This is a genomic window from Arcicella rosea (assembly GCF_014204325.1).
Classification (GTDB): domain Bacteria; phylum Bacteroidota; class Bacteroidia; order Cytophagales; family Spirosomataceae; genus Arcicella; species Arcicella rosea_A.
Genome location: NZ_JACHKT010000006.1, coordinates 145,316 through 164,196, shown reverse-complemented (window position 1 = coordinate 164,196; position 18,881 = coordinate 145,316). Strand labels below are relative to the sequence as shown.

Sequence of the window (18,881 nt, the reverse complement as noted above, 5' to 3'; positions counted from 1 at the left end):
TTTGAGTGTATTGAATTATTTGTTTTCTGATGATTTTACGATTCCGAATGAATATCCTGATAGAATGAAGAAGATAGCCCGTTCTCTTGACATTCTTTTTTCCCAATCTTTTTCTTTAAAAAATGTTACAAAATTTACATCATCAAACTTTACCCTTTGTATTTTATTCATATGTTCAGGTTTTTTGTATTGCTCTGTTTTCTCAATTAAAGCAACACGGAGACGCATAATATCTCTTACACTCATTCCATTGAAGTTTACTTTACTAAAAACAGTTTTAACCTTATCATCCTGAATTTTAACAACATTTTTCAACATTCTACCCAAATAAAACATAGCCATTTGGTCTACATTATATCCCATTTGAGTAAAAAAAGTAGTTATTTTCTGTTGATATTCATTGGGTTTGTCTTCCGACGTTTCTGGGGTAACAATTTCGTTTTCTTCCATGTTTTGTAAAAGGTTTAATTGTTTAAGAGCTTGAATGAGTGCAAAGTATTTGAATACTGAATCTCGAACGGCGAAATCAAAGTATTGGTCATCGTATTCTTTTACGTTTTTGAATGATTTATATCTTTCGTACCTGTGGCATAAAATAAGGTCGCAGAAATGTTTAAAGAGCTTGTTGGAATCTATCTTTCTATTTTCAAATATTAACTTGAAGAGAGAAAGTACTTCATTTTTCTTTTCCTTATCTTTCCTAATTGGAATTATTGAATAAATAGATGCCAAGTTAAAACGGTGTTGTTTTCCGTAGTCTGTCATTACAGAAAGCCAATCTACTGAATCTTGTAAATCATTTTTAAAGAAATCATTGACTTCATTAAAAGACTCTATGATTTTATAAAAGTGAAATTTACTTACATCCTTTATTTCATTGATGGTTTTAAAGAAATTTCCATCAGATTCAAACGCTAAAAAAGTTATCCAAAACGGTGCATCTGTTTCGTATTCTGCTCCAGTTACCAAACTATCAAAAGAGTTACTATCAAATAATAGCTCTGATTTCTGGAAAATACCTTTGGTTATGTATTGAATATCAACTTCTTCTTTATTCAGAAATTGAGGGATAATACAGTGGTCAATACCTGCAATTCTGATTTTCTGGTTTTCTAAAAGGTATTTGGAGGCTCTACTTAATAATAATTGATTATTATTTGAAACTTGATAGTTTAAGATAAAACTGTTTTTATCGAAAAATGAAGCGTAGTTTTTCGTTTCTTTTACGAACATTTTATTTAAGCTATATCTATCAGAAAAATTGACTTCTGCAACATCAGAGTTCAATGTACCTGTTGCATAACATAGCTTTTTACTTACTTCAATTGATGTTTGTTTTTTACCTTTTTCAAGAAACTTGGCTTTCATAAATTCTTCAAATCCCTCAATTTTTGAGACAGGAGTAGCCATGTTTATACCGTCTTCAGAAGATAAAACACTTGTATAAAAGAGTATAATTCTTGAGAATGGCGATTGTAGCACTAATGAAGTAAGCAACTTTTCATCTATTAATCGCTCTACTTGTCCTTTAGCTTCTTTCTCAATTGTAAATTTTTCAATAAAAATATTACTTAAAGAGAATATTTTAGGAAGAAGTTTCCCAAGCCTCGTGTCATTAAATTGAGGAAAATCTTTTGATATAGCTTCTTGAAACTGCCCAGTTGAAGGAATATTTCCTTTTGAATCAATAGCACCAAAAAACGTTTTTCTAATTTGCTCTAACTTTCCAGATTCAACACAAGCATAAATAGCCTTATTATTTCCACCCTGAATTTTAATATTCTTAAATACTAAACAAGATTTCTCCTCATCATATTCTTTTAAAGATGGACTTAGATAAACATCACATTTATCTAAATCAAAAACCAATTCAGCGACATATAATTTGATATTTTTATCTTTTTCTTTCAGAATGTTCGGATAATCAATAATATCATCCCATTCGCCACGGTTGTGGCTGAGTTGTGAGCCTAATTTGATAAGGGTAGTAAGCATAGTATCAATAGGGTTTAATAATTTGTACAGCAATTTTGAGAAATTTATTCTGCATTTTTTAGCGTATAAATACCTGTTTTACCTACACCCTAAAAGAATTAGGGTGTAGCATTTAAGCAATAAGACTTCTATGTTGGTGAAACACAAGTCCAACAAAAATTATTTTTATCTAAATCAGGAGGGAATCCGTTACATCTATCATTACACGGCAATATAGGTTTATAAAAGAGTACATCCTGATTATCAGTAACATTGTTGGGAACAATGACTTTTTTTTCGTTATTTTGCATAAAATCTTTTGGGTTTAAGTATTTAAATAATTGTTTTAAGTATTTAATAAAATTGATTTTAACTCAAGCCCATTCGTGCGTCCGACCAAGAAGTTACGAATGGGCTTTTCTATTCAAGCCTTGTTTTAATGGAAATAGACAATACATATTTGTCCTACAATTACTCTACATTTCGATTCTTGTTGTTTTGAAAGTTAATTTGTTTCATAGTTCTTATAGTTAAATTCTATATAATTATTCTACTAAAAATATTTTAACAAATGTACGTAAATGATTATATAAAAAGCAAGTGTTTTTTATACATTTTGCAAATACATGATGAGAAACATCTTATAAATCCTTATCCTACCAAATATTGGTTTACTGTATTATTCTTTTTAAAAAGACCTGAATGGTTCGGATTATTATGTGAAAAGCACTTAAAAAAGATTGATATGATTATTTAATGGATAAGAATTCCTGATGAGACAAAAGAGAACGCTTATGAAGAATTGTTGGTGTCCATTTATCTTTCCAAAATGTTGTTCAGCTTTATTTATTAGCTCAAAATATTGAGATTTGTTGGTAGCTTGGCGGTAACCAAAGCTTAGCCTCATACAACTCATTCCTAGGGCTGATACTTCCAAACTGCTATTTCCTGATGTTGCTAACATCATTACTGATTGAAGGATTTGGGAAACATTGTTAAAATCTTAATACTATATTTTCAATAGATTTAAAAATTGAGGTCATGAAATAGCTTCTTATAAAGCTTGAAAAAATTTCGTATTACAATACAGTTTGCAGTTAAGGGCTAGCAACGCAACTGCTCCTAATGTGTGTTTGATAGTAGTATTACTCAGCCAAAGCCGTGAATATTATAATTCTTAATCGATATTATGTAACACTTTCAATGGTTAGAATCGTCACCTTTGTTATAATCTAATATTATAAATGATACCATGAAATACATCGCTTTTGTATCCTATATTTTTATGCTAATTATACTCTCTTCGTGTAGTTCAACCCGAATGATAAGTACTTGGCGAGAACCTAACAAAGAAATTAGTCTGAATAAATTAAATAAAGTCTTAGTGGTAGCCTTGTTTCAAAATGAAACTACTCGCCGAAAAGTAGAAGACCAATTGGTGGGCTATCTGAATGGAAAAGGGGTGACTTCTTATGATTACTTAGATAGAAGTATTAGCGAGACCAATGAGGAAGCTATCAGAGACAAAATCAAAAAAGATGGGTTCGATGGTGCTATAACGATGCGTCTTTTGGATGTCGATAAAGAGAAGACCTATACTCGAAGCAATATTGCTTTGTATCCTTCTTACTACAATAATTTCAGCGGATATTATTATAGAAACTGGCCTTTCTATTTTGATTCAGGTTATTACTTAACGACAAGAATATTCACGGTTGAAACAAGTGTTTTTTCTATCAAAGAAGATAAAATTATCTGGACGGGCATTACTAAAACAACCGACCCAAGTGGCGTGGTAAAAATGACAGAAGAAATTGGGCAGGCTGTATTTAATCAAATGCTAAAGGAAGGATTTGTAAGTGATAAATAATCATTTGTTGTGCATGATAAAGTATTCAAATCAGTAGCAATTATTGTGGCTCATCCTGATGACGAAATGCTTTGGGCTGGTGGAGAAATACTTGACAAACCTTTACGTTTGTCTTTGCAGGAAAAACGACGAAGAAAGAGTAACCCTTTTTTTAAGTTCTAAATTAGATTAACATAGTTTAATGAACAGTCTCTTAGAAACATGGGGTATTCAAATGGCTAATTACAAAAAGATAAATAACATTGTAGTTCCAACTAGTTTTGAGGTTTTATGGCGTCTTAAAACAGGAAATTTTAGTTACGCTAAGTTTGATATGCAAAAAATAGAATATGATAAGCCAATAATTTTTCAGCAAGTATGGTGTATGATTGACAAGCATGATATGAGAGGAAAGCTAAACGTATATTGATTAGCGATAGGGTTTTATATACATTAAAAGAGTCAGCTATAATTTTATAAAAACCAAAAATATGAGGGCATTCAATTTTAGACTTCATAAATTATATACGTATTCTCGACAAACAGATTTCAAATCTGTACATCAAGTACAAAACCCTAATATTGTAGCGTATCTACTTTACATAATTTCAGGAGTCATAACTGCGATTTGGGCAATTGAATTTTTCACTTTGCATTGCGGTCAAGGAATTCATTTACTATTAATTATTGTGGCTAATTTAATTTTACTGAGTATCACACAATGTCATCAAAAAGCTAAATCGAAGATACCTCTTAAAAAATTATTACCTTAAAAAATCACTTAAAATTTAGCACTAGCATTGGCAAAACTGTGAATGTTATAACTCTTTACAAAAATTCTGTAATACTTTATCCTCAATACTTCCTCATCTTTGTTCAGTTGCGAAAACATATTCGCAGGCTGTAAGTAAATACGATGGAAATCATAAAGCCAACACAATATTTAGGCATTTGGATGGATTATTCAGTAGCTTATTTGATGGAATATACAAGAGATTCGATGGAAACTGAAATCATGGAATCTAACATTAATCACGAGAATCGAGATGAAACTCTGAATAGAAGCGAAAGCTTGCTGTACAATAAAGAGCAACTGAAACAAAGGCGTTTTTATGATGAATTAGGAGACATTATTAAAAAATATGATGAAGTAATTCTTTTTGGTCCGACAGACGCTAAGGTTGAATTATTGAATATTTTGGAAAAAAATCACCATTTCGATAAGATTAATATTAGTATCGAAGAGGCGGATAAAATGTCTGAAAATCAGCGACATGCCTTTGTTAAATCCTTTTTTCTTAAAATATATTCAGATGAAAAAGCTTCATAAGCATACCCAAAAACCTATTTCAGAAAAGAGCGAAATAGATTTTTCATATCCTGCCAGCGAGGATATTTATCAAAATTATAAGGAGGAAGAAGATATTGATCCTGAAAATATTTCGAGTACAAAAGTACTCAATGAGACTGATGAGGAATGGAACGAAAAGAGCTTTGAAGATGATAAATCTGGTGATGATTTAGATGTGCCAGGGTCAGAATTGGATGACGAACAAGAGCGTGTTGGTAGCGAAGATGAAGAAAATAACTACTATAGCATTGGTGGGGACAATCATATCGACTTAGAGGAAGAAAGAGAATAATTGATAAAGAAATTATGAAAATAGCCGTTTTTAGTACTCAATCGTATGAACAAGCCTATCTGGATAGGCTTAATATTGACTTTAAGCATGATTTGACCTATTTTGAGGCATCCTTAAATGCCAATACTACCAATTTAGCCGAAGGCTTTGAAGGTGTATGTGTTTTTGTGAGTGATAAATTGAATGAAAAAGTAATAGAAAAATTAGCGAAGCTTGGTGTAAAATTGATTGATTTGCGAAGTGCGGGTTTTAATAATATAGATATTCAGGCTGCTAAAAAGTATAATATAAAGGTATTGCGAGTACCCGCTTATTCTCCTCAAGCCGTTGCAGAACACGCTATTGCCTTGATTTTGACCTTGAACAGGAAAACACACAAAGTTTATAATAGAGTACGTGAGGGAGATTTTTCGCTAGATAATCTGCTAGGATTTAATCTATATCAGAAAACTGTTGGGGTAATTGGAACGGGTAAAATAGGTGCTGTCTTTTGTAAAATCATGCTAGGCTTTGGTTGCAAAATTATTGCATACGACCTTGTCGAATCGGAAAACTTAAAAGCGATAGGGGTGGAATACCAATCTTTTGATGAGGTATTAAAAAATGCCGATATTATTTCGTTGCATTGTCCACTTACAGAAAAATCTCACCATCTTTTGGATGCTACGGCATTCGATAAAATGAAAGAAGGAGTAATGCTGATTAATACCAGTAGGGGAGGTTTAATTAAAACAGAAGATGTTATTATTGCCCTGAAAAGTAAGAAGTTGGGATATTTAGGAATAGATGTTTATGAACAAGAAGACGGCTTGTTTTTTAAAGACTTTTCCGAAACAATTATTCAAGACGACATCATTGAACGATTAATGGCTTTTCATAACGTCCTTATTACACCACATCAGGGTTTCTTTACGAAGGAAGCTGTAGAGCAAATCATGAAAATTACCTTAAAAAACTTCACCGATTTTGAACAAGGATTGGTACTAGAGAATGAAGTAGTTATGTCATAACCAAATTGATTGAGATACATGTAAATCAAGAATAATCTAAATAAAATTATGTCTATACAAACGATAAATCCTGCAACGAATAAAGTCATAAAATCATTTGATGAAATGACCGATTCGACTGTTGATAGTGCCGTTGGAAAAGCTACAAAAGCTTTTGACGATTGGAAACATACTAGCTATGAGGTACGAGCCAAATTACTGCATAAAGTAGCAAGCCTGATGCGGGCAAAAAAGGAGTCGCTTGCCCAAATGATTACGCTAGAAATGGGAAAACTCATTGCTCAAGCAGAGGGGGAGATTCTACTCAGTGCCGATATTTTCGATTATTATGCAACCCATGGAGCGACATTTCTTGCCGATAAAGTTCTTGCTCCCGAACACGGAACGGCACTTATCCGATACAGTCCTATTGGAGTATTGTTTGGTGTAGAGCCTTGGAACTTCCCCTTTTATCAAGTTGCCCGATTTGCTGCCCCAAATATCATGATTGGCAATACTATATTAGTGAAACATGCCTCATTAGTACCCCAGTGTGGCATTGCCATAGAAGAACTATTCCTTGAGGCAGGTTCTCCTAAAGGGCTTTATACTAATCTTTTAATATCGGGAAAACGTGCTTCGGCATTGGTTTCAGACAAAAGAATCAAAGGTGTATCGCTCACAGGTAGTGAAGCCGCAGGAGCAAGCCTAGCCTCGGAAGCAGGGAAATATCTAAAAAAATCTGTTTTAGAATTAGGAGGGAGCGATGCCTTCATTATACTTGAAGACGCTGATATTGATAAAACCGTTGATTGGGCGATTATAGGCAGAATCAATAACAATGGAGAATGTTGTATCGCTTCTAAAAGATTTATCGCTGTAGAAGCTATTGCAGATGAATTTTTGAAAAAATTTACTGATAAAATGGCACTGTTAAAAGTTGGTGATCCTATGCACAAAGATACTGACCTCGGTCCTTTAAGTAGTGAAGATGCTGCCGTGCAAATTGTTCAACAGATTGATAGGGCAGTAAAAGGAGGTGCAAAAATCATTTTAGGTGGTAAGCGAGTTGATAGTGAAGGAGCATTTGTACAACCAACAATTTTGACAAATATCCAAAGCGATAATCCTGTTTATTATGAAGAATTATTTGGACCTGTAGCTACTTTTTACCGTGTAAAAGATGAACAAGCAGCCATTGAATTAGCCAATGACTCTCCATTTGGTTTAGGAGGATCTATTTTTACACAGGATATTGCAAGGGGTGAACGATTGGCGAATCAGATTGATACTGGAATGGTATTTATCAATCACCCAACTTGGACTCAGGCTGATTTACCTTTTGGCGGAACCAAAGGCTCTGGCTATGGTCGTGAACTTTCTGAACTTGGAATAGATGAATTTGTGAACAAAAAGCTGATTCGGGTAAGTAATCTGGATGACCCTTTTTGATTGTTCCTAAAGAAAATTGCTAGTGCTTATCTTTAAATCTATTACTATGAAAACGCATGAACTGTCCTTTTGCTTCTCGGATAAAAATCAGATGGAACTAACTGATTTTGAAGAGGCTATTCATCACGCTATGCGACAATATTCACTAGAACACTTAACTGTTACAGAAGAAACTTCTCAAGAAAATATTTTGGAGGCTATCCAAAAATCTTTGGCAGTTTGTCGTTTGGCAGGCATCAATAGTGAACAACACTTCAAAAAGATATATGTGTACAATGCAGATATTAGTACTTTAAATATCGACTGGAGAATGACTAAAAAAGGACTTAATTTGATGATTATTCTAACCTCTTCAATGAATGAAAAGATGGCTCAATGGCTGTGGGAATTGGCGAATTTGTAAAATACCTCAATGATGTGCTTGCCTAAAATAGGTTGACAGATTTATACTCCTGTTCAATGTACTTAAAATTGTAATATAGTTTGATTTGGGTCTGTTTTTTTTGTTCCATCGGATGTCCAAATGTTTAATTTAGGTCTTTTATCGACCTCTAGTTCTTTGATGTATTGTTCAAACGAGTCTGGCGTTCTTTTTCCTAAAGAACTATGTGGTCGTTTATTGTTGTAAGTATCAATAGCCTTTTTGACGTTAGTTTTTAACTCCTCAAGGCTTGTACTTTCCCAATATCTTAGATATTGATTTTTAATAGTTCCATTCACTCTTTCAATATGGCTATTTTCATGTACCTCATTACACATACTTATCGCTATGTGAGCATTTTTGAGTAAAGTGACATAGTCATCACTAATGTATTGTCCACCTCTGTCAGAATGGTGGATGAGGTTTGTAAACTTCTTCTTTTTACGAGTTGAAAAAGCCATTTCAAGAGCATGACAATTGTTTTCTGCTCTCATATTATCAGCTGTGGAATAGCCTATTATTTTTCGAGAATAAACATCTATAATCATGACGATATAGTAAAATTTATCAGCGATGTTATAATATGTAATATCACTTGTCCACAACTGGTCAATATTATTGAGCTGTTTATCAACTAACAGGTTTTTGTAACGACTAAATGGACTTGAAAAAGTGGTTCTAATTTGATTTTTGTAAGTAATCAATCTAAATCCATAGCTAAGTCCGATACTAATAAAGGCATCACGACCTAATCCATTGGGTTTAAGAATGTCGTAAATCACTCTTAAACCCATGCCAGGATGTATTTCCCTTATTTGCATAATTAAACCGACAACCAAGTACTCTAATAAAGCCCAGTGCTTTTCTCTGATAAGTCGCTGATGATGAGCCTGTCTTGAAATATCACAAAGCTTGAATAAATCACTCATTGAATAATGACGAGTATGCAACCGAAAATATTCTAAAGTTTGACTTTGAAGTTTTTTTTTATATCTATGTCATATTCTTTCGATGCCAACTCTACTAGCTTTTCAAGATAGTCTAATTGCATTTGTTTTTGCCCTAAGCGACGTTCAAGTTCGGCTACTTGAGCTAACAATTCAGCAGTCTTTTGTGCTTCACTTTCTTGTTGTACAACCATGACTGTTCCTTTTTTGTGTTGTGGAGAATATTTGTAAATCCAACGATAAACCGTATAAGGAGCTACTTCCCACAATTTACTAAAAGAATGCACGGTATAAAGCCCAGCTGTTAACTCTTGAACTTTTTCTCGTTTGAACGATTCACTAAAAATCCGTCGTTGACGAATTTTTAAATTTGTACTTTTTTTAGAATCTGATTTCGATTTGCTCATAGATAAGTTGATTTTTATGTCAACCTATTTTAGGCAAGCACATGAAACAACTTATCATTTTTGACCTAGATGGAACACTTGCCGAAAGCAAATCGTCTATTGATAGCGAAACCGCCCATTTACTCAATATACTTTTGACTAATGTTAAATTGGGAATTATGTTATTCGGAAGACCTGTCTTTGTCAGAGAAAACCGCTATCATTCATGCAATCAATGAAACCAAACTTGTTATAAAAACGATTATTGCGTGCTTATTTTAAGATTTTTTCAACATTTGTTTTTCCTCTTATGAGGCGAACTAATTCACCTCATAAAAGGAAAAAACGGGTTTGAATATCACGAAATTAAATTAACAACTGATTAAGTATAACTTGATTAATCAGTTTAAATAGTAGCATTTTTATAATAGACAACATTTTGATAATCAGTGAATAACGCAACTATTTCCTGTAATGTTGTAACACTTCTTAATGTCTAACCTCCCAACTTTATACTGTGAAAACACTTTCACGCTAAAAACAAATACCATGAAAACTAACGAGGAATTACAGAAGGATGTACAAAATGCTATCAAATGGGAACCTTTATTGCACGCTGCAGAAATCGGTGTTACGGTAAAGGATGGAGTCGTTACTTTGTCGGGTAGTGTGGATAGTTACTCTAAAAAATTTGAGGCAGAAAAAGCGGCTAAGAATATCATAGGCGTAAAGGTTGTAGTAGAAAAAATAGAAGTGAAATTTAAGTCAGATACATCTAAAAAAGATGATAACGAAATTGCTGACGAAATTTTAAGTGCTTTTAAATGGAATTTGGAAGTTCCTGATAGTAAAATTAAAGTAAAAGTAGAAAAAGGCTGGGTTACCTTAGAAGGTGAAGTTCATTGGAATTATCAAAGAAATGCTGCAAAACATGCTGTTGATAAACTTATGGGCGTTACGGGTGTTTCTAACGATATTTTGATAAAATCAGAAATCCAGAATGACATTAAAAAAAGTGACATCGAAGACGCCTTAAAACGTAATTGGGCAATCGACGACGAGCATATTAACATCAATGTTGATGGTCATATAGTTACCTTAACTGGAAGTGTAGATTCTTGGTATCAAAAAGATGAAGCGGCTCGAATAGCTTGGAATGCACCAGGCGTTTGGATGGTAGATAACGAATTGGAAGTTGAATACGAATATGCTTTAATGGATTAAAAATTCTAAAGAAAAAGGAGTGGATTTTTTTTCACTCCTTTTTTTATAAAATACTATGGATAATTCTAATACTCATACTTACGAAGTGAATCTTCGGTGGAATGCTGAACGAAAAGGAATTTTAACGTCTCCTGTTTTACCTAGTCAAATTGAGGTAGCTACTCCTCCAGAATTTCCGAAAGGAATGAAAAACATTTGGACTCCCGAACACTTATTTGTGGCAGCAATCAATAGTTGTTTGATGGCTACTTTTTTGGACATTGCCGAAAACTCAAAATTTGAATTTATCAGTTTTGAAAGTAATGCCGTTGGTACGGTTGAAAAATTGGATGGGAAATTGGCAGTAACGGAAATCTTACTAAAACCAACCATTGTAGTACCGACTTTAAAACATGAAGAACAATTACGAAAAATACTTGAAAAGAGCGAAAAAGCTTGTGCCATTTCTAATTCTATCAAAACAAAAGTCATTTTAGAACCTATCATCAAAGTATAATTATGCTCTAAGCTTTATGCTAATTATTTACAAGTATTTGATAATTAAAGGTTTGTGGTTTTAATCACCAATCGCTATTTACTAATTACCGCTTAAATGATTGATTTTGAAAATTTACTAATATGACAAAGAAAAGTATCATCATTAGTGTTCTTGTTGTGGTGGTGATTTCCGCTTTAGGGTTTTACTACTATCAAAGCCAAAACAAGGCTAAAGTATATTATTGGCGAAGTGTAAGCATTGAAAGGGGCGACGTAAAGGTATTGATAACGGCTACTGGAACAATGGCTGCGGATACTTCGGTAGATGTGGGCGTACAGGTTTCGGGAACGATTGCCAGTATCAAAGCTGATTTTAATACGGTCGTAAAAAAGAATCAAATCTTAGCTGTATTGGATACTACGCTCTATTACGCTACAAAATTAGATGCTTTGGCAGCTTTACAAAGAGCACAAGTAGCCTTTGAACAAGCCCAAAGAGAGTTTAAGAGAGCATCATTTTTGTTTGAAAATAAAGTAATTGCACAAGTTGATTATGACTTGGCACTAACGACCTATCAAACCGCCAAAAGTAATGTAGTTTCTGCAAAATCTATAGTGAATAAAGCTGCAATTAATTTGCGGTATTGTACCATAAAAGCACCCATCAGTGGTTTAATTATCGCCCGTAATGTTCAGATTGGGAATATGGTAATCGCCAGTTTTACCAGTCCCGTACTTTTTACCATCGCAAATAATCTTAAAAAAATGCAAGTACAAGCCAATGTTGATGAAGCTGATATTGGTCAATTGAAAGTTGGACAAAAAGCTATTTTCACGGTTGATGCTTATCCGAATGATGTCTTTTCGGGTGAAGTTACTCAGATTAGACATTCGCCTGTGGTGGTGTCGAGCGTGGTGAATTATGTGGTGATTATTGAAGTACCCAATCCAGCCTTGAAATTAATTCCGGGACTGACGGTCAATGCCAATATTTCTATTCAAGAACAAAAAAATGTGCTTAAAGTAGCTACAAGTGCTTTTGCCTTTACGCCAACAGCCGAATATATTCAGAATGCGGTTTCTCTTTCAGAAAACACTAAAAAATTCTGGTTACAAAAAATATCAGATAATAGTGAATTGAAGAAACAAGAAATCGTTGAAACGAATGGTACAAAGGGTTTTTTGTGGGTCATAAAAGATAAAGACGTAATTCCTATACAAGTAATCAAAGGGTTGAATGATGGTGCTTTTACCCAAGTAAGTGGAAGTATGAAAGAAGGCTATTTAGTCGCCACGGGTATCAATCAATCTGCTCCAACAGAAACCAACGCTTCAAATCCGTTTATGCCTAAAATGCCAAGTACAAAAAAGACAAAATGAAAGCCTCAGAAAACTTAATTTCCGTACAAAACTTAATAAAAACCTATATCACAGGTACTACTGAGGTACATGCTTTAAATGATGTTTCGCTGACGATTGACAAAGGTGAGTTTTTGGCAATCATGGGAGCAAGTGGTTCGGGGAAATCTACTTTTATGAATATTCTTGGATGTTTAGATAATCCTACAACTGGTACTTATTTGATGGAGGGAATAGATGTATTAGGCAGAAATAGAGATGAATTGGCTGAATTGCGAAATCAAAAATTAGGTTTTGTTTTTCAGTCATTTAATATTTTGCCCAGAACTTCCGCCCTTGAAAATGTAGAGCTTCCGCTTTTGTACAATAGTAAAATCGCTGTGAAAGATTATGGCGACAGAGCCATGAATGCCCTAAAATCCGTTGGACTTGGCGACCGAGTAAATGCTATGCCAAATGAACTTTCGGGCGGACAACAACAGCGAGTAGCCATTGCACGAGCGTTGGTAAACGACCCTGTAATTATCATGGCGGATGAACCTACTGGAAATCTTGATTCCAGAACCAGTTATGAAATTATGCAAATTTTTCAAGCCTTGAACGACAAAGGAATTACCGTGGTAATGGTAACGCACGAACCCGATATTGCTCAATTTGCCAAGACAAATGTTGTTTTCAAAGACGGAAAAATTATTTTTAATGATACTGTAAAAGATAGGAAAATAGCCACGGAAGAACTGAAAAAGATAGCCTTGCTCACCGATGAAAAATCAACGACATGAGAATCCTCAATTTATTTAAAGTAGCTTTTCGTTCTTTATTAAGAAATAAATTGCGTAGTTTTTTAACGATGTTGGGCATAATCATTGGTGTCGCTTCTGTGATTGCGATGTTGGCGATTGGCGAAGGTTCTAACCAAAATATCAAAGCATCGGTTGCCAGTTTGGGTACAAATTCCATCATGGTTTATCCTGGCAATAATGCGATGGGTGGCGTAAGTCAGGGAGCAGCTTCTAATAAAACCATTCGGGTTGAAGACGTAGAAGCCATCAGAGACAACTGCGATTTAGTGAATTTTATTTCTCCTGTTGACCAAAAAAGAGCGCAAGTAATTTATGGTTCTCAAAACTGGAATACTTCCATTTTAGGTGTTACCAACGACTACCTTGCCATTCGCTCGCTTACTCTTGCCAAAGGAAGCACTTTCACAACTGCCGACGACCGTGCGGTTGCCAAAGTTTGTTTGGTAGGAGTCACCGTTGTATTGAATTTATTTGGTGACGAAAATTTTAATCCCATCGGTGAAATCATTCGTATTAACAGTATTCCTGTGAAAATCATTGGAGTATTGTCAAAAATGGGTCAGAATACTTTTGGACAAGACCAAGACGATATTATTCTTGCCCCATTTTCAACGGTTCAAAAAAGAATGATGTCGTCTTCGATGTACGTCAATAGCATTTTAGCTTCTGGAAAATCGGAAGGACAAGTAGTAGATGCCGTAGATGAAATCACGAATTTATTAAGAGATAAACACAAAATCGCTCCTTCAGACGATAACGATTTTACCGTTCGTACTCAGTCGGAAATCAGTAATATTTTTGGTACAATTTCTAAAGTAATGACCATTCTGCTGGCAAGTATCGCCAGTATTTCGCTATTGGTCGGCGGTATCGGCATAATGAATATCATGTTAGTTTCCGTCACCGAACGTACCCGAGAAATCGGTATCAGAATGGCAATCGGAGCAAAAGGAAAAGATATTTTAACCCAGTTTATGATTGAATCCATCGTCATTAGTTTTATGGGCGGACTCATTGGCATTGCACTGGGAATTTTAGTGGCAGAATTAGTGGCAACCTTTGGAGGTTGGCCCGTGGTCATTACTGTTTTTTCTGTGGTAGTATCATTTTTATTTTCTACCATTATCGGACTTTTCTTTGGCTGGTATCCTGCTCAAAAAGCCGCCTCACTTAATCCAATTGACGCTTTGAGGTACGAATAGTACAATCACAAAAAAGCCTAAGTAACGTTATAAAAAAGTGCAGGACATCTTTTATTTAACATAAGGTTTATTATAGGTCGTTTAGGATTCTATGAAAAAACGACTCAAAAAGCTAAAATAATCATTCCAACTGTTTACGATTTAGTAAATCAATGAGTTTAAAAAGCGTTTTTTGTAGTGAAACAATTTCTTCTAAACTTACAGAATCATCTTTAAAACTATCGACTATTTTATGAGGAATCTGAGCAACTGATTGCTTTAAAGCTACTCCTTTTTCAGTAAGTAATATTTTTACTACCCGTTCATCGTCGTCTGAACGTTTTCTGACTAAGAGTTGCTTTTCTTCCAGTCTTTTGAGTAGCGGAGTTACCGTATTCGACGCTAAGAGTAATTTTTGACAAACCTCGTTTACCGATAGGCTCCCATGTTGCCAAAGCACCAATAGCACCAAGTACTGTGGGTAAGTAAGTTCTACTTCTTTAAGTAACTCATTATAAATTTGCGTAGTGAGCCTCGATGCTGCATACAAAGGAAAACAAAGCTGATTTTCAAGGAAAAGTTCTGTGCCGTCGGTATTCATTTTTACAATAATTTTTCAATAAACGCCTCCATACTTTCGGGTTTAGCAATTGGCGAAAATCGCTTTACAGGTTTACCGTTTTTATCAAGAACAAATTTGGTAAAATTCCATTTAACATCACTAAAGAGGATGAAACCCAGTTTTGCCTTTAGAAACGTAAAAATTGGATGAGCGTTGGTTCCGTTTACTTCTATTTTATCAAACATCTGAAAACTTACACCATAATTCATCTGACAAAATTCGAGAATTTCTTCAGAACTTCCTTTTTCTTGATTAGCAAACTGATTGCAAGGAAATCCTAAAATTACCAATCCTCTATCTTTATACTTTTGATACAAGTACTCAAGTCCTTCAAATTGAGGCGTTAAGCCACATTTACTTGCCGTGTTGACCACAATGACAACCTTTCCCTTAAATTCACTCATCAAACGGCTCTTTCCTTTAATATCATTCGCTGATAAATCATAAAAGTTAACACTTTTCATCATTTTTCGTTCTTTGAATTGTTGAATCAAATACTTTAAAGCTCCTGTTGACCACAAAGCCCATAAAGTTAGCACTGGCTGAAAAAATAATCTTACCAGACGCTTCGTGTCTGTATCCAAGCCAAAGGCTGAAATGCCATTGATATATTGCGAGATATTTCCCGGAAAAATTAACACGTAAAAAAGTGCCAATACCAAACCAACGATAATTTTTTGTTTGGATAAAAATATCATTGATAAGCCTAATAGTATTTCAATGATGCCAGAAGACAGCACAACAAAATCCATGAATCCAGCACTTTGAGGGAGCCAACTGGGTACTTGTGCCAAAAACTCTTGGCGTTGAAATGTTAAGTGACCCGTACCAGCCAATGTCATAAAAAGACCAAGTACAATTCTAAATAAGTTTTGGATTAAAGAAGTTTTCATATTTATATTTTTTACAATTATATCGCACACGATACAAATATACATATTTTATCTTTACTAAAACATTTTAATCATCCATACTCTATTGCTGAAAATATTAAGTGCATTAAAATCTTTACGTTTTCATCAACTTCCCTTAGCTTAGATTACTTGCTATTATTCAAGACAATAAAAAAGAATCGTTCTATCTTACTGCCTCATTTTATCCTTCATGGCTGATTACAAGTATGATAATAGGAATAATACTCAGATTAGCGATAACAAGGTATATTTGAAGTAGAAGGAATTAACCTATCTGGCAATTCAGAACATGAATAAGATTTGGAATACAAAAACTAAAAATTGGAGAGAGAGTCTTGCAGAACTAATGATTACATTTGAAAATAGAATTTCACAAGTTGATTTATTGAACACTCCCAATAAATTAGGCGATTTCATTAGTTGTTAAACCTCGCCCGAAACTCCAACGGACTCATCTCAACTTTGGTCTTAAATAATTTACTAAACGACTGTGAATGTTCGAAACCTAATTGAAAAGCTATTTCACTCACAGAAAGACTGTTAGTAGCAAGCTTTTCTTTGGCTTTTTCAATGAGTTTTTCGTGGATATGTTGTTGAGTACTTTGCCCTGTAAGACTTCTTAATAAATCACTTAGATAATGTGCGGAAACATTGAGTTCTTGTGAAATGTAATGAACACTTGGAAGCCCTAAGTCGGTAATTTTATCGGTGAAATACTCATTAAGTAAGGTATCAAACTTCACGAGTAAATCGTTACTGGCATTCTTTCGAGTCAAGAACTGGCGATTGTAAAAGCGATTGGTGTAATTGAGTAATAAATCTAAGTAAGAAACCATAACATCTTGACTAAATTGGTCAATTGAATTTTGGGATTCTAATTCAATATTTTGTAAAATCATTTCAAGCATTTTTTCCTCCTTATCAGAAAGGTGTAAAGCTTCTTTTACTTCATAAGAGAAAAAACCGTACTCTTTGATGAGCCTTCCCAATGGATAAGGACGTATAAAATCGGGATGAAAAACTAACCACCAGCCAGAAACTTCATAATTATCTTGTCCTCTGGTTGATAATAATTGCCCAGGCGACATGGTCGCTAAAACACCTTCATCAAAATCGTAATAATGTTGCCCATACTTCAACTTTCCTTTCACATTTTTCTTTAAAGACACACTGTAAAAGTTTAAAATCAAATGATGAGTTGTACTACTATCTGTATTCGGCACAGTATCTAAATTGATAAGACTAACCAGAGGATGATGTGGCTTGGGTAGTCCAATAAGTTTATGTAATTCAGAAACAGAGTTGATAATTGTTGGCTTTGCACTATTTTTCATGGTAAAATCTATAATGATTAGAAGTGTCGTTACAAGATGCAACGACACTTCTTAAAGATGTCAAATTAATGATTTGTGACTTTTTGGGTAAATATCCAAGCCCAAGCAATCAACACAAACTGAAAAGGCAGTCGGATGATACTTGCCACAAAACCTTCATTTTTAGTTTGATAAAAATCAATAGACTGCGGAATATGGATGGCAAAAAAATAAACTACCAGCATAGCTATGATAAGTTTTGCTGATAATATTCTGGTTTTCAAAGGCAAAAGCAATAGCCCCAGCACGATTTCTACGATACCACTCAAATAAATCAAAAAGATATGGGCAGGCATCCATGTAGGCATCATAGCCAAATATTGCTTGGGATAAAGCAAGTGCATTGCCCCCATTGCTACATAAAACAATACCAAAAGGTACAGCGATACAACTTTAATCGTCTTCATCATCATTATTATCTTTTTTATTGAGCTTTCTCTGCTACTGGTTGCCATGCCTTCCAATCTGCCAAACGTTTAGCATAAACAGGCTCTATCACGTGCAAAGGTACTGCACCCAAAAACAATCGCAAAGGTGGATTTTCAGCATCAGCAAGTGTTAAAATTGCACTGGCTGTATTATCAGGATTTCCTTGTGGAACACCGCTAAATGCTTGATATAAAGCAGCTTTTACACCGTTATATGCCTCAATAGCTTTACTTTGTTTGGCAGATGCCGTTCCCCATTCAGTAGCATAACCAGCAGGTTCAATCAAGGTAACTTTAATGCCAAAGCCTGCAACCTCCTGAGCGAGTGAATCACAAAGACCTTCAACAGCCCATTTTGAAGCATGATAAATCCCCAATGTTGGGAAAGTTGTTACGCCACCAATACTTGATACTTGCATGATATGCCCGTTTTGTTGTGTTCTCATCATTGGCAATACTGCTTGAATCATCCATAAAGAACCAAAGACATTCGTTTCAAATTGAGCTCTTGCCTCGGTTTCAGAAATCTCTTCAATACATCCAAAATGCCCAAAACCTGCATTGCTAATCAATACGTCAATTTTCCCGAAATGTTCCTGTGCTTGTTGAACTGCCGCAAAGCAAGCCTCACGATTATCAACATCTAAAGAAATTGGCAAAACAGCATCGCCGTATTTCGTTACCAAATCAGCTAAAGAATCAATGTTTCTGGCGGTTGCTACCACTTTGTCGCCACGTTGAAGGGCGGCTTCTGCCCAAATTTTACCAAAGCCTTTTGATGTTCCTGTAATTAACCAAACTTTATTTTCCATTTTGTTTTTTAATTTTATTTGATGACA

General features: G+C 34.5%; 22 protein-coding genes. 14 read left to right on the top strand and 8 right to left on the bottom strand.

What is annotated here, in order from left to right:
* Positions 1 to 15 precede the first annotated feature (15 nt).
* Positions 16 to 1,995: a TM1802 family CRISPR-associated protein gene (locus HNP25_RS06140; RefSeq protein ID WP_184131894.1), complete on the bottom strand. Its 1,980-nt coding sequence runs from the start codon at positions 1,993 to 1,995 to the stop codon at positions 16 to 18.
* A gap of 1,300 nt (positions 1,996 to 3,295) precedes the next feature.
* On the opposite strand from HNP25_RS06140, the gene HNP25_RS06135 reads away from it, so the two are divergent.
* The 8 genes from HNP25_RS06135 to HNP25_RS06100 all read left to right on the top strand — a co-directional run bounded on the left by HNP25_RS06135 (position 3,296) and on the right by HNP25_RS06100 (position 8,310).
* Positions 3,296 to 3,844 (top strand): hypothetical protein, encoded by a 549-nt coding sequence (locus tag HNP25_RS06135; protein ID WP_221432420.1) that lies wholly within the window; start codon positions 3,296 to 3,298, stop codon positions 3,842 to 3,844.
* A gap of 9 nt (positions 3,845 to 3,853) precedes the next feature.
* Positions 3,854 to 4,006, top strand: coding sequence for a hypothetical protein (locus tag HNP25_RS06130; protein WP_184131888.1), 153 nt, complete (start codon positions 3,854 to 3,856; stop codon positions 4,004 to 4,006).
* Between the two features lie 19 nt (positions 4,007 to 4,025).
* Positions 4,026 to 4,253, top strand: a complete 228-nt coding sequence (locus HNP25_RS06125; RefSeq protein WP_184131885.1) for a DUF6920 family protein — start codon at positions 4,026 to 4,028, stop codon at positions 4,251 to 4,253.
* Between the two features lie 486 nt (positions 4,254 to 4,739).
* A complete protein-coding gene (locus HNP25_RS06120; protein WP_221432419.1) occupies positions 4,740 to 5,153 on the top strand; it encodes a hypothetical protein in 414 nt (137 codons plus the stop codon).
* Positions 5,137 to 5,466 (top strand): hypothetical protein, encoded by a 330-nt coding sequence (locus tag HNP25_RS06115; RefSeq protein WP_184131882.1) that lies wholly within the window; start codon positions 5,137 to 5,139, stop codon positions 5,464 to 5,466. Before HNP25_RS06120 ends, HNP25_RS06115 begins: the two co-directional genes overlap by 17 nt.
* 14 nt (positions 5,467 to 5,480) lie before the next feature.
* Complete coding sequence (locus HNP25_RS06110) at positions 5,481 to 6,476, top strand: 2-hydroxyacid dehydrogenase (protein ID WP_184131878.1); 996 nt, start codon at positions 5,481 to 5,483, stop codon at positions 6,474 to 6,476.
* Positions 6,477 to 6,524: 48 nt separating this feature from the next.
* Positions 6,525 to 7,907, top strand: coding sequence for an NAD-dependent succinate-semialdehyde dehydrogenase (locus tag HNP25_RS06105; RefSeq protein WP_184131875.1), 1,383 nt, complete (start codon positions 6,525 to 6,527; stop codon positions 7,905 to 7,907).
* A gap of 91 nt (positions 7,908 to 7,998) precedes the next feature.
* The gene (locus HNP25_RS06100) at positions 7,999 to 8,310 is read left to right on the top strand and encodes a hypothetical protein (protein WP_184131872.1); all 312 of its coding nucleotides are present in this window, start codon (positions 7,999 to 8,001) and stop codon (positions 8,308 to 8,310) included.
* A 62-nt stretch (positions 8,311 to 8,372) separates the two neighbouring features.
* Here the strand turns inward: HNP25_RS06100 and HNP25_RS06095 are convergent, their stop codons facing one another.
* Together HNP25_RS06095 and HNP25_RS06090 are read right to left on the bottom strand one after the other, a co-directional pair.
* Complete coding sequence (locus tag HNP25_RS06095; RefSeq protein WP_184131869.1) at positions 8,373 to 9,257, bottom strand: IS3 family transposase; 885 nt, start codon at positions 9,255 to 9,257, stop codon at positions 8,373 to 8,375.
* 32 nt (positions 9,258 to 9,289) lie between these two features.
* Entirely contained in the window at positions 9,290 to 9,682 is a 393-nt protein-coding gene (locus HNP25_RS06090; RefSeq protein WP_184131866.1) for a transposase, read from the bottom strand.
* 41 nt (positions 9,683 to 9,723) lie between these two features.
* On the opposite strand from HNP25_RS06090, the gene HNP25_RS06085 reads away from it, so the two are divergent.
* From HNP25_RS06085 to HNP25_RS06060, 6 genes are all read left to right on the top strand, one after another.
* Positions 9,724 to 9,900 carry an HAD family hydrolase gene (locus HNP25_RS06085; RefSeq protein WP_184131863.1) on the top strand — a complete coding sequence of 59 codons (177 nt, stop codon included), beginning with the start codon at positions 9,724 to 9,726 and terminating at the stop codon, positions 9,898 to 9,900.
* Positions 9,901 to 10,210: 310 nt separating this feature from the next.
* Positions 10,211 to 10,885: a BON domain-containing protein gene (locus tag HNP25_RS06080; protein ID WP_184131860.1), complete on the top strand. Its 675-nt coding sequence runs from the start codon at positions 10,211 to 10,213 to the stop codon at positions 10,883 to 10,885.
* 55 nt (positions 10,886 to 10,940) lie between these two features.
* Positions 10,941 to 11,381, top strand: a complete 441-nt coding sequence (locus tag HNP25_RS06075) for an OsmC family protein (RefSeq protein WP_184131856.1) — start codon at positions 10,941 to 10,943, stop codon at positions 11,379 to 11,381.
* Between the two features lie 122 nt (positions 11,382 to 11,503).
* Complete coding sequence (locus HNP25_RS06070; protein ID WP_184131853.1) at positions 11,504 to 12,742, top strand: efflux RND transporter periplasmic adaptor subunit; 1,239 nt, start codon at positions 11,504 to 11,506, stop codon at positions 12,740 to 12,742.
* Positions 12,739 to 13,503, top strand: a complete 765-nt coding sequence (locus tag HNP25_RS06065; RefSeq protein ID WP_184131850.1) for an ABC transporter ATP-binding protein — start codon at positions 12,739 to 12,741, stop codon at positions 13,501 to 13,503. The genes HNP25_RS06070 and HNP25_RS06065 overlap by 4 nt, the downstream gene beginning before the upstream one ends.
* Positions 13,500 to 14,726: an ABC transporter permease gene (locus HNP25_RS06060; protein ID WP_184131848.1), complete on the top strand. Its 1,227-nt coding sequence runs from the start codon at positions 13,500 to 13,502 to the stop codon at positions 14,724 to 14,726. The genes HNP25_RS06065 and HNP25_RS06060 overlap by 4 nt, the downstream gene beginning before the upstream one ends.
* 121 nt (positions 14,727 to 14,847) lie before the next feature.
* Here the strand turns inward: HNP25_RS06060 and HNP25_RS06055 are convergent, their stop codons facing one another.
* The 5 genes from HNP25_RS06055 to HNP25_RS06030 form a co-directional block, all read right to left on the bottom strand.
* Positions 14,848 to 15,306: a MarR family winged helix-turn-helix transcriptional regulator gene (locus HNP25_RS06055; protein ID WP_184131846.1), complete on the bottom strand. Its 459-nt coding sequence runs from the start codon at positions 15,304 to 15,306 to the stop codon at positions 14,848 to 14,850.
* Between the two features lie 2 nt (positions 15,307 to 15,308).
* Positions 15,309 to 16,220 (bottom strand): hypothetical protein, encoded by a 912-nt coding sequence (locus HNP25_RS21975; protein ID WP_310587160.1) that lies wholly within the window; start codon positions 16,218 to 16,220, stop codon positions 15,309 to 15,311.
* A gap of 437 nt (positions 16,221 to 16,657) precedes the next feature.
* Positions 16,658 to 17,575: a helix-turn-helix domain-containing protein gene (locus tag HNP25_RS06040; protein WP_184131844.1), complete on the bottom strand. Its 918-nt coding sequence runs from the start codon at positions 17,573 to 17,575 to the stop codon at positions 16,658 to 16,660.
* A gap of 65 nt (positions 17,576 to 17,640) precedes the next feature.
* Complete coding sequence (locus tag HNP25_RS06035) at positions 17,641 to 18,024, bottom strand: DoxX family protein (protein ID WP_221432418.1); 384 nt, start codon at positions 18,022 to 18,024, stop codon at positions 17,641 to 17,643.
* A gap of 14 nt (positions 18,025 to 18,038) precedes the next feature.
* Positions 18,039 to 18,854 (bottom strand): SDR family oxidoreductase, encoded by an 816-nt coding sequence (locus tag HNP25_RS06030; RefSeq protein WP_184131842.1) that lies wholly within the window; start codon positions 18,852 to 18,854, stop codon positions 18,039 to 18,041.
* Positions 18,855 to 18,881 lie beyond the last annotated feature (27 nt).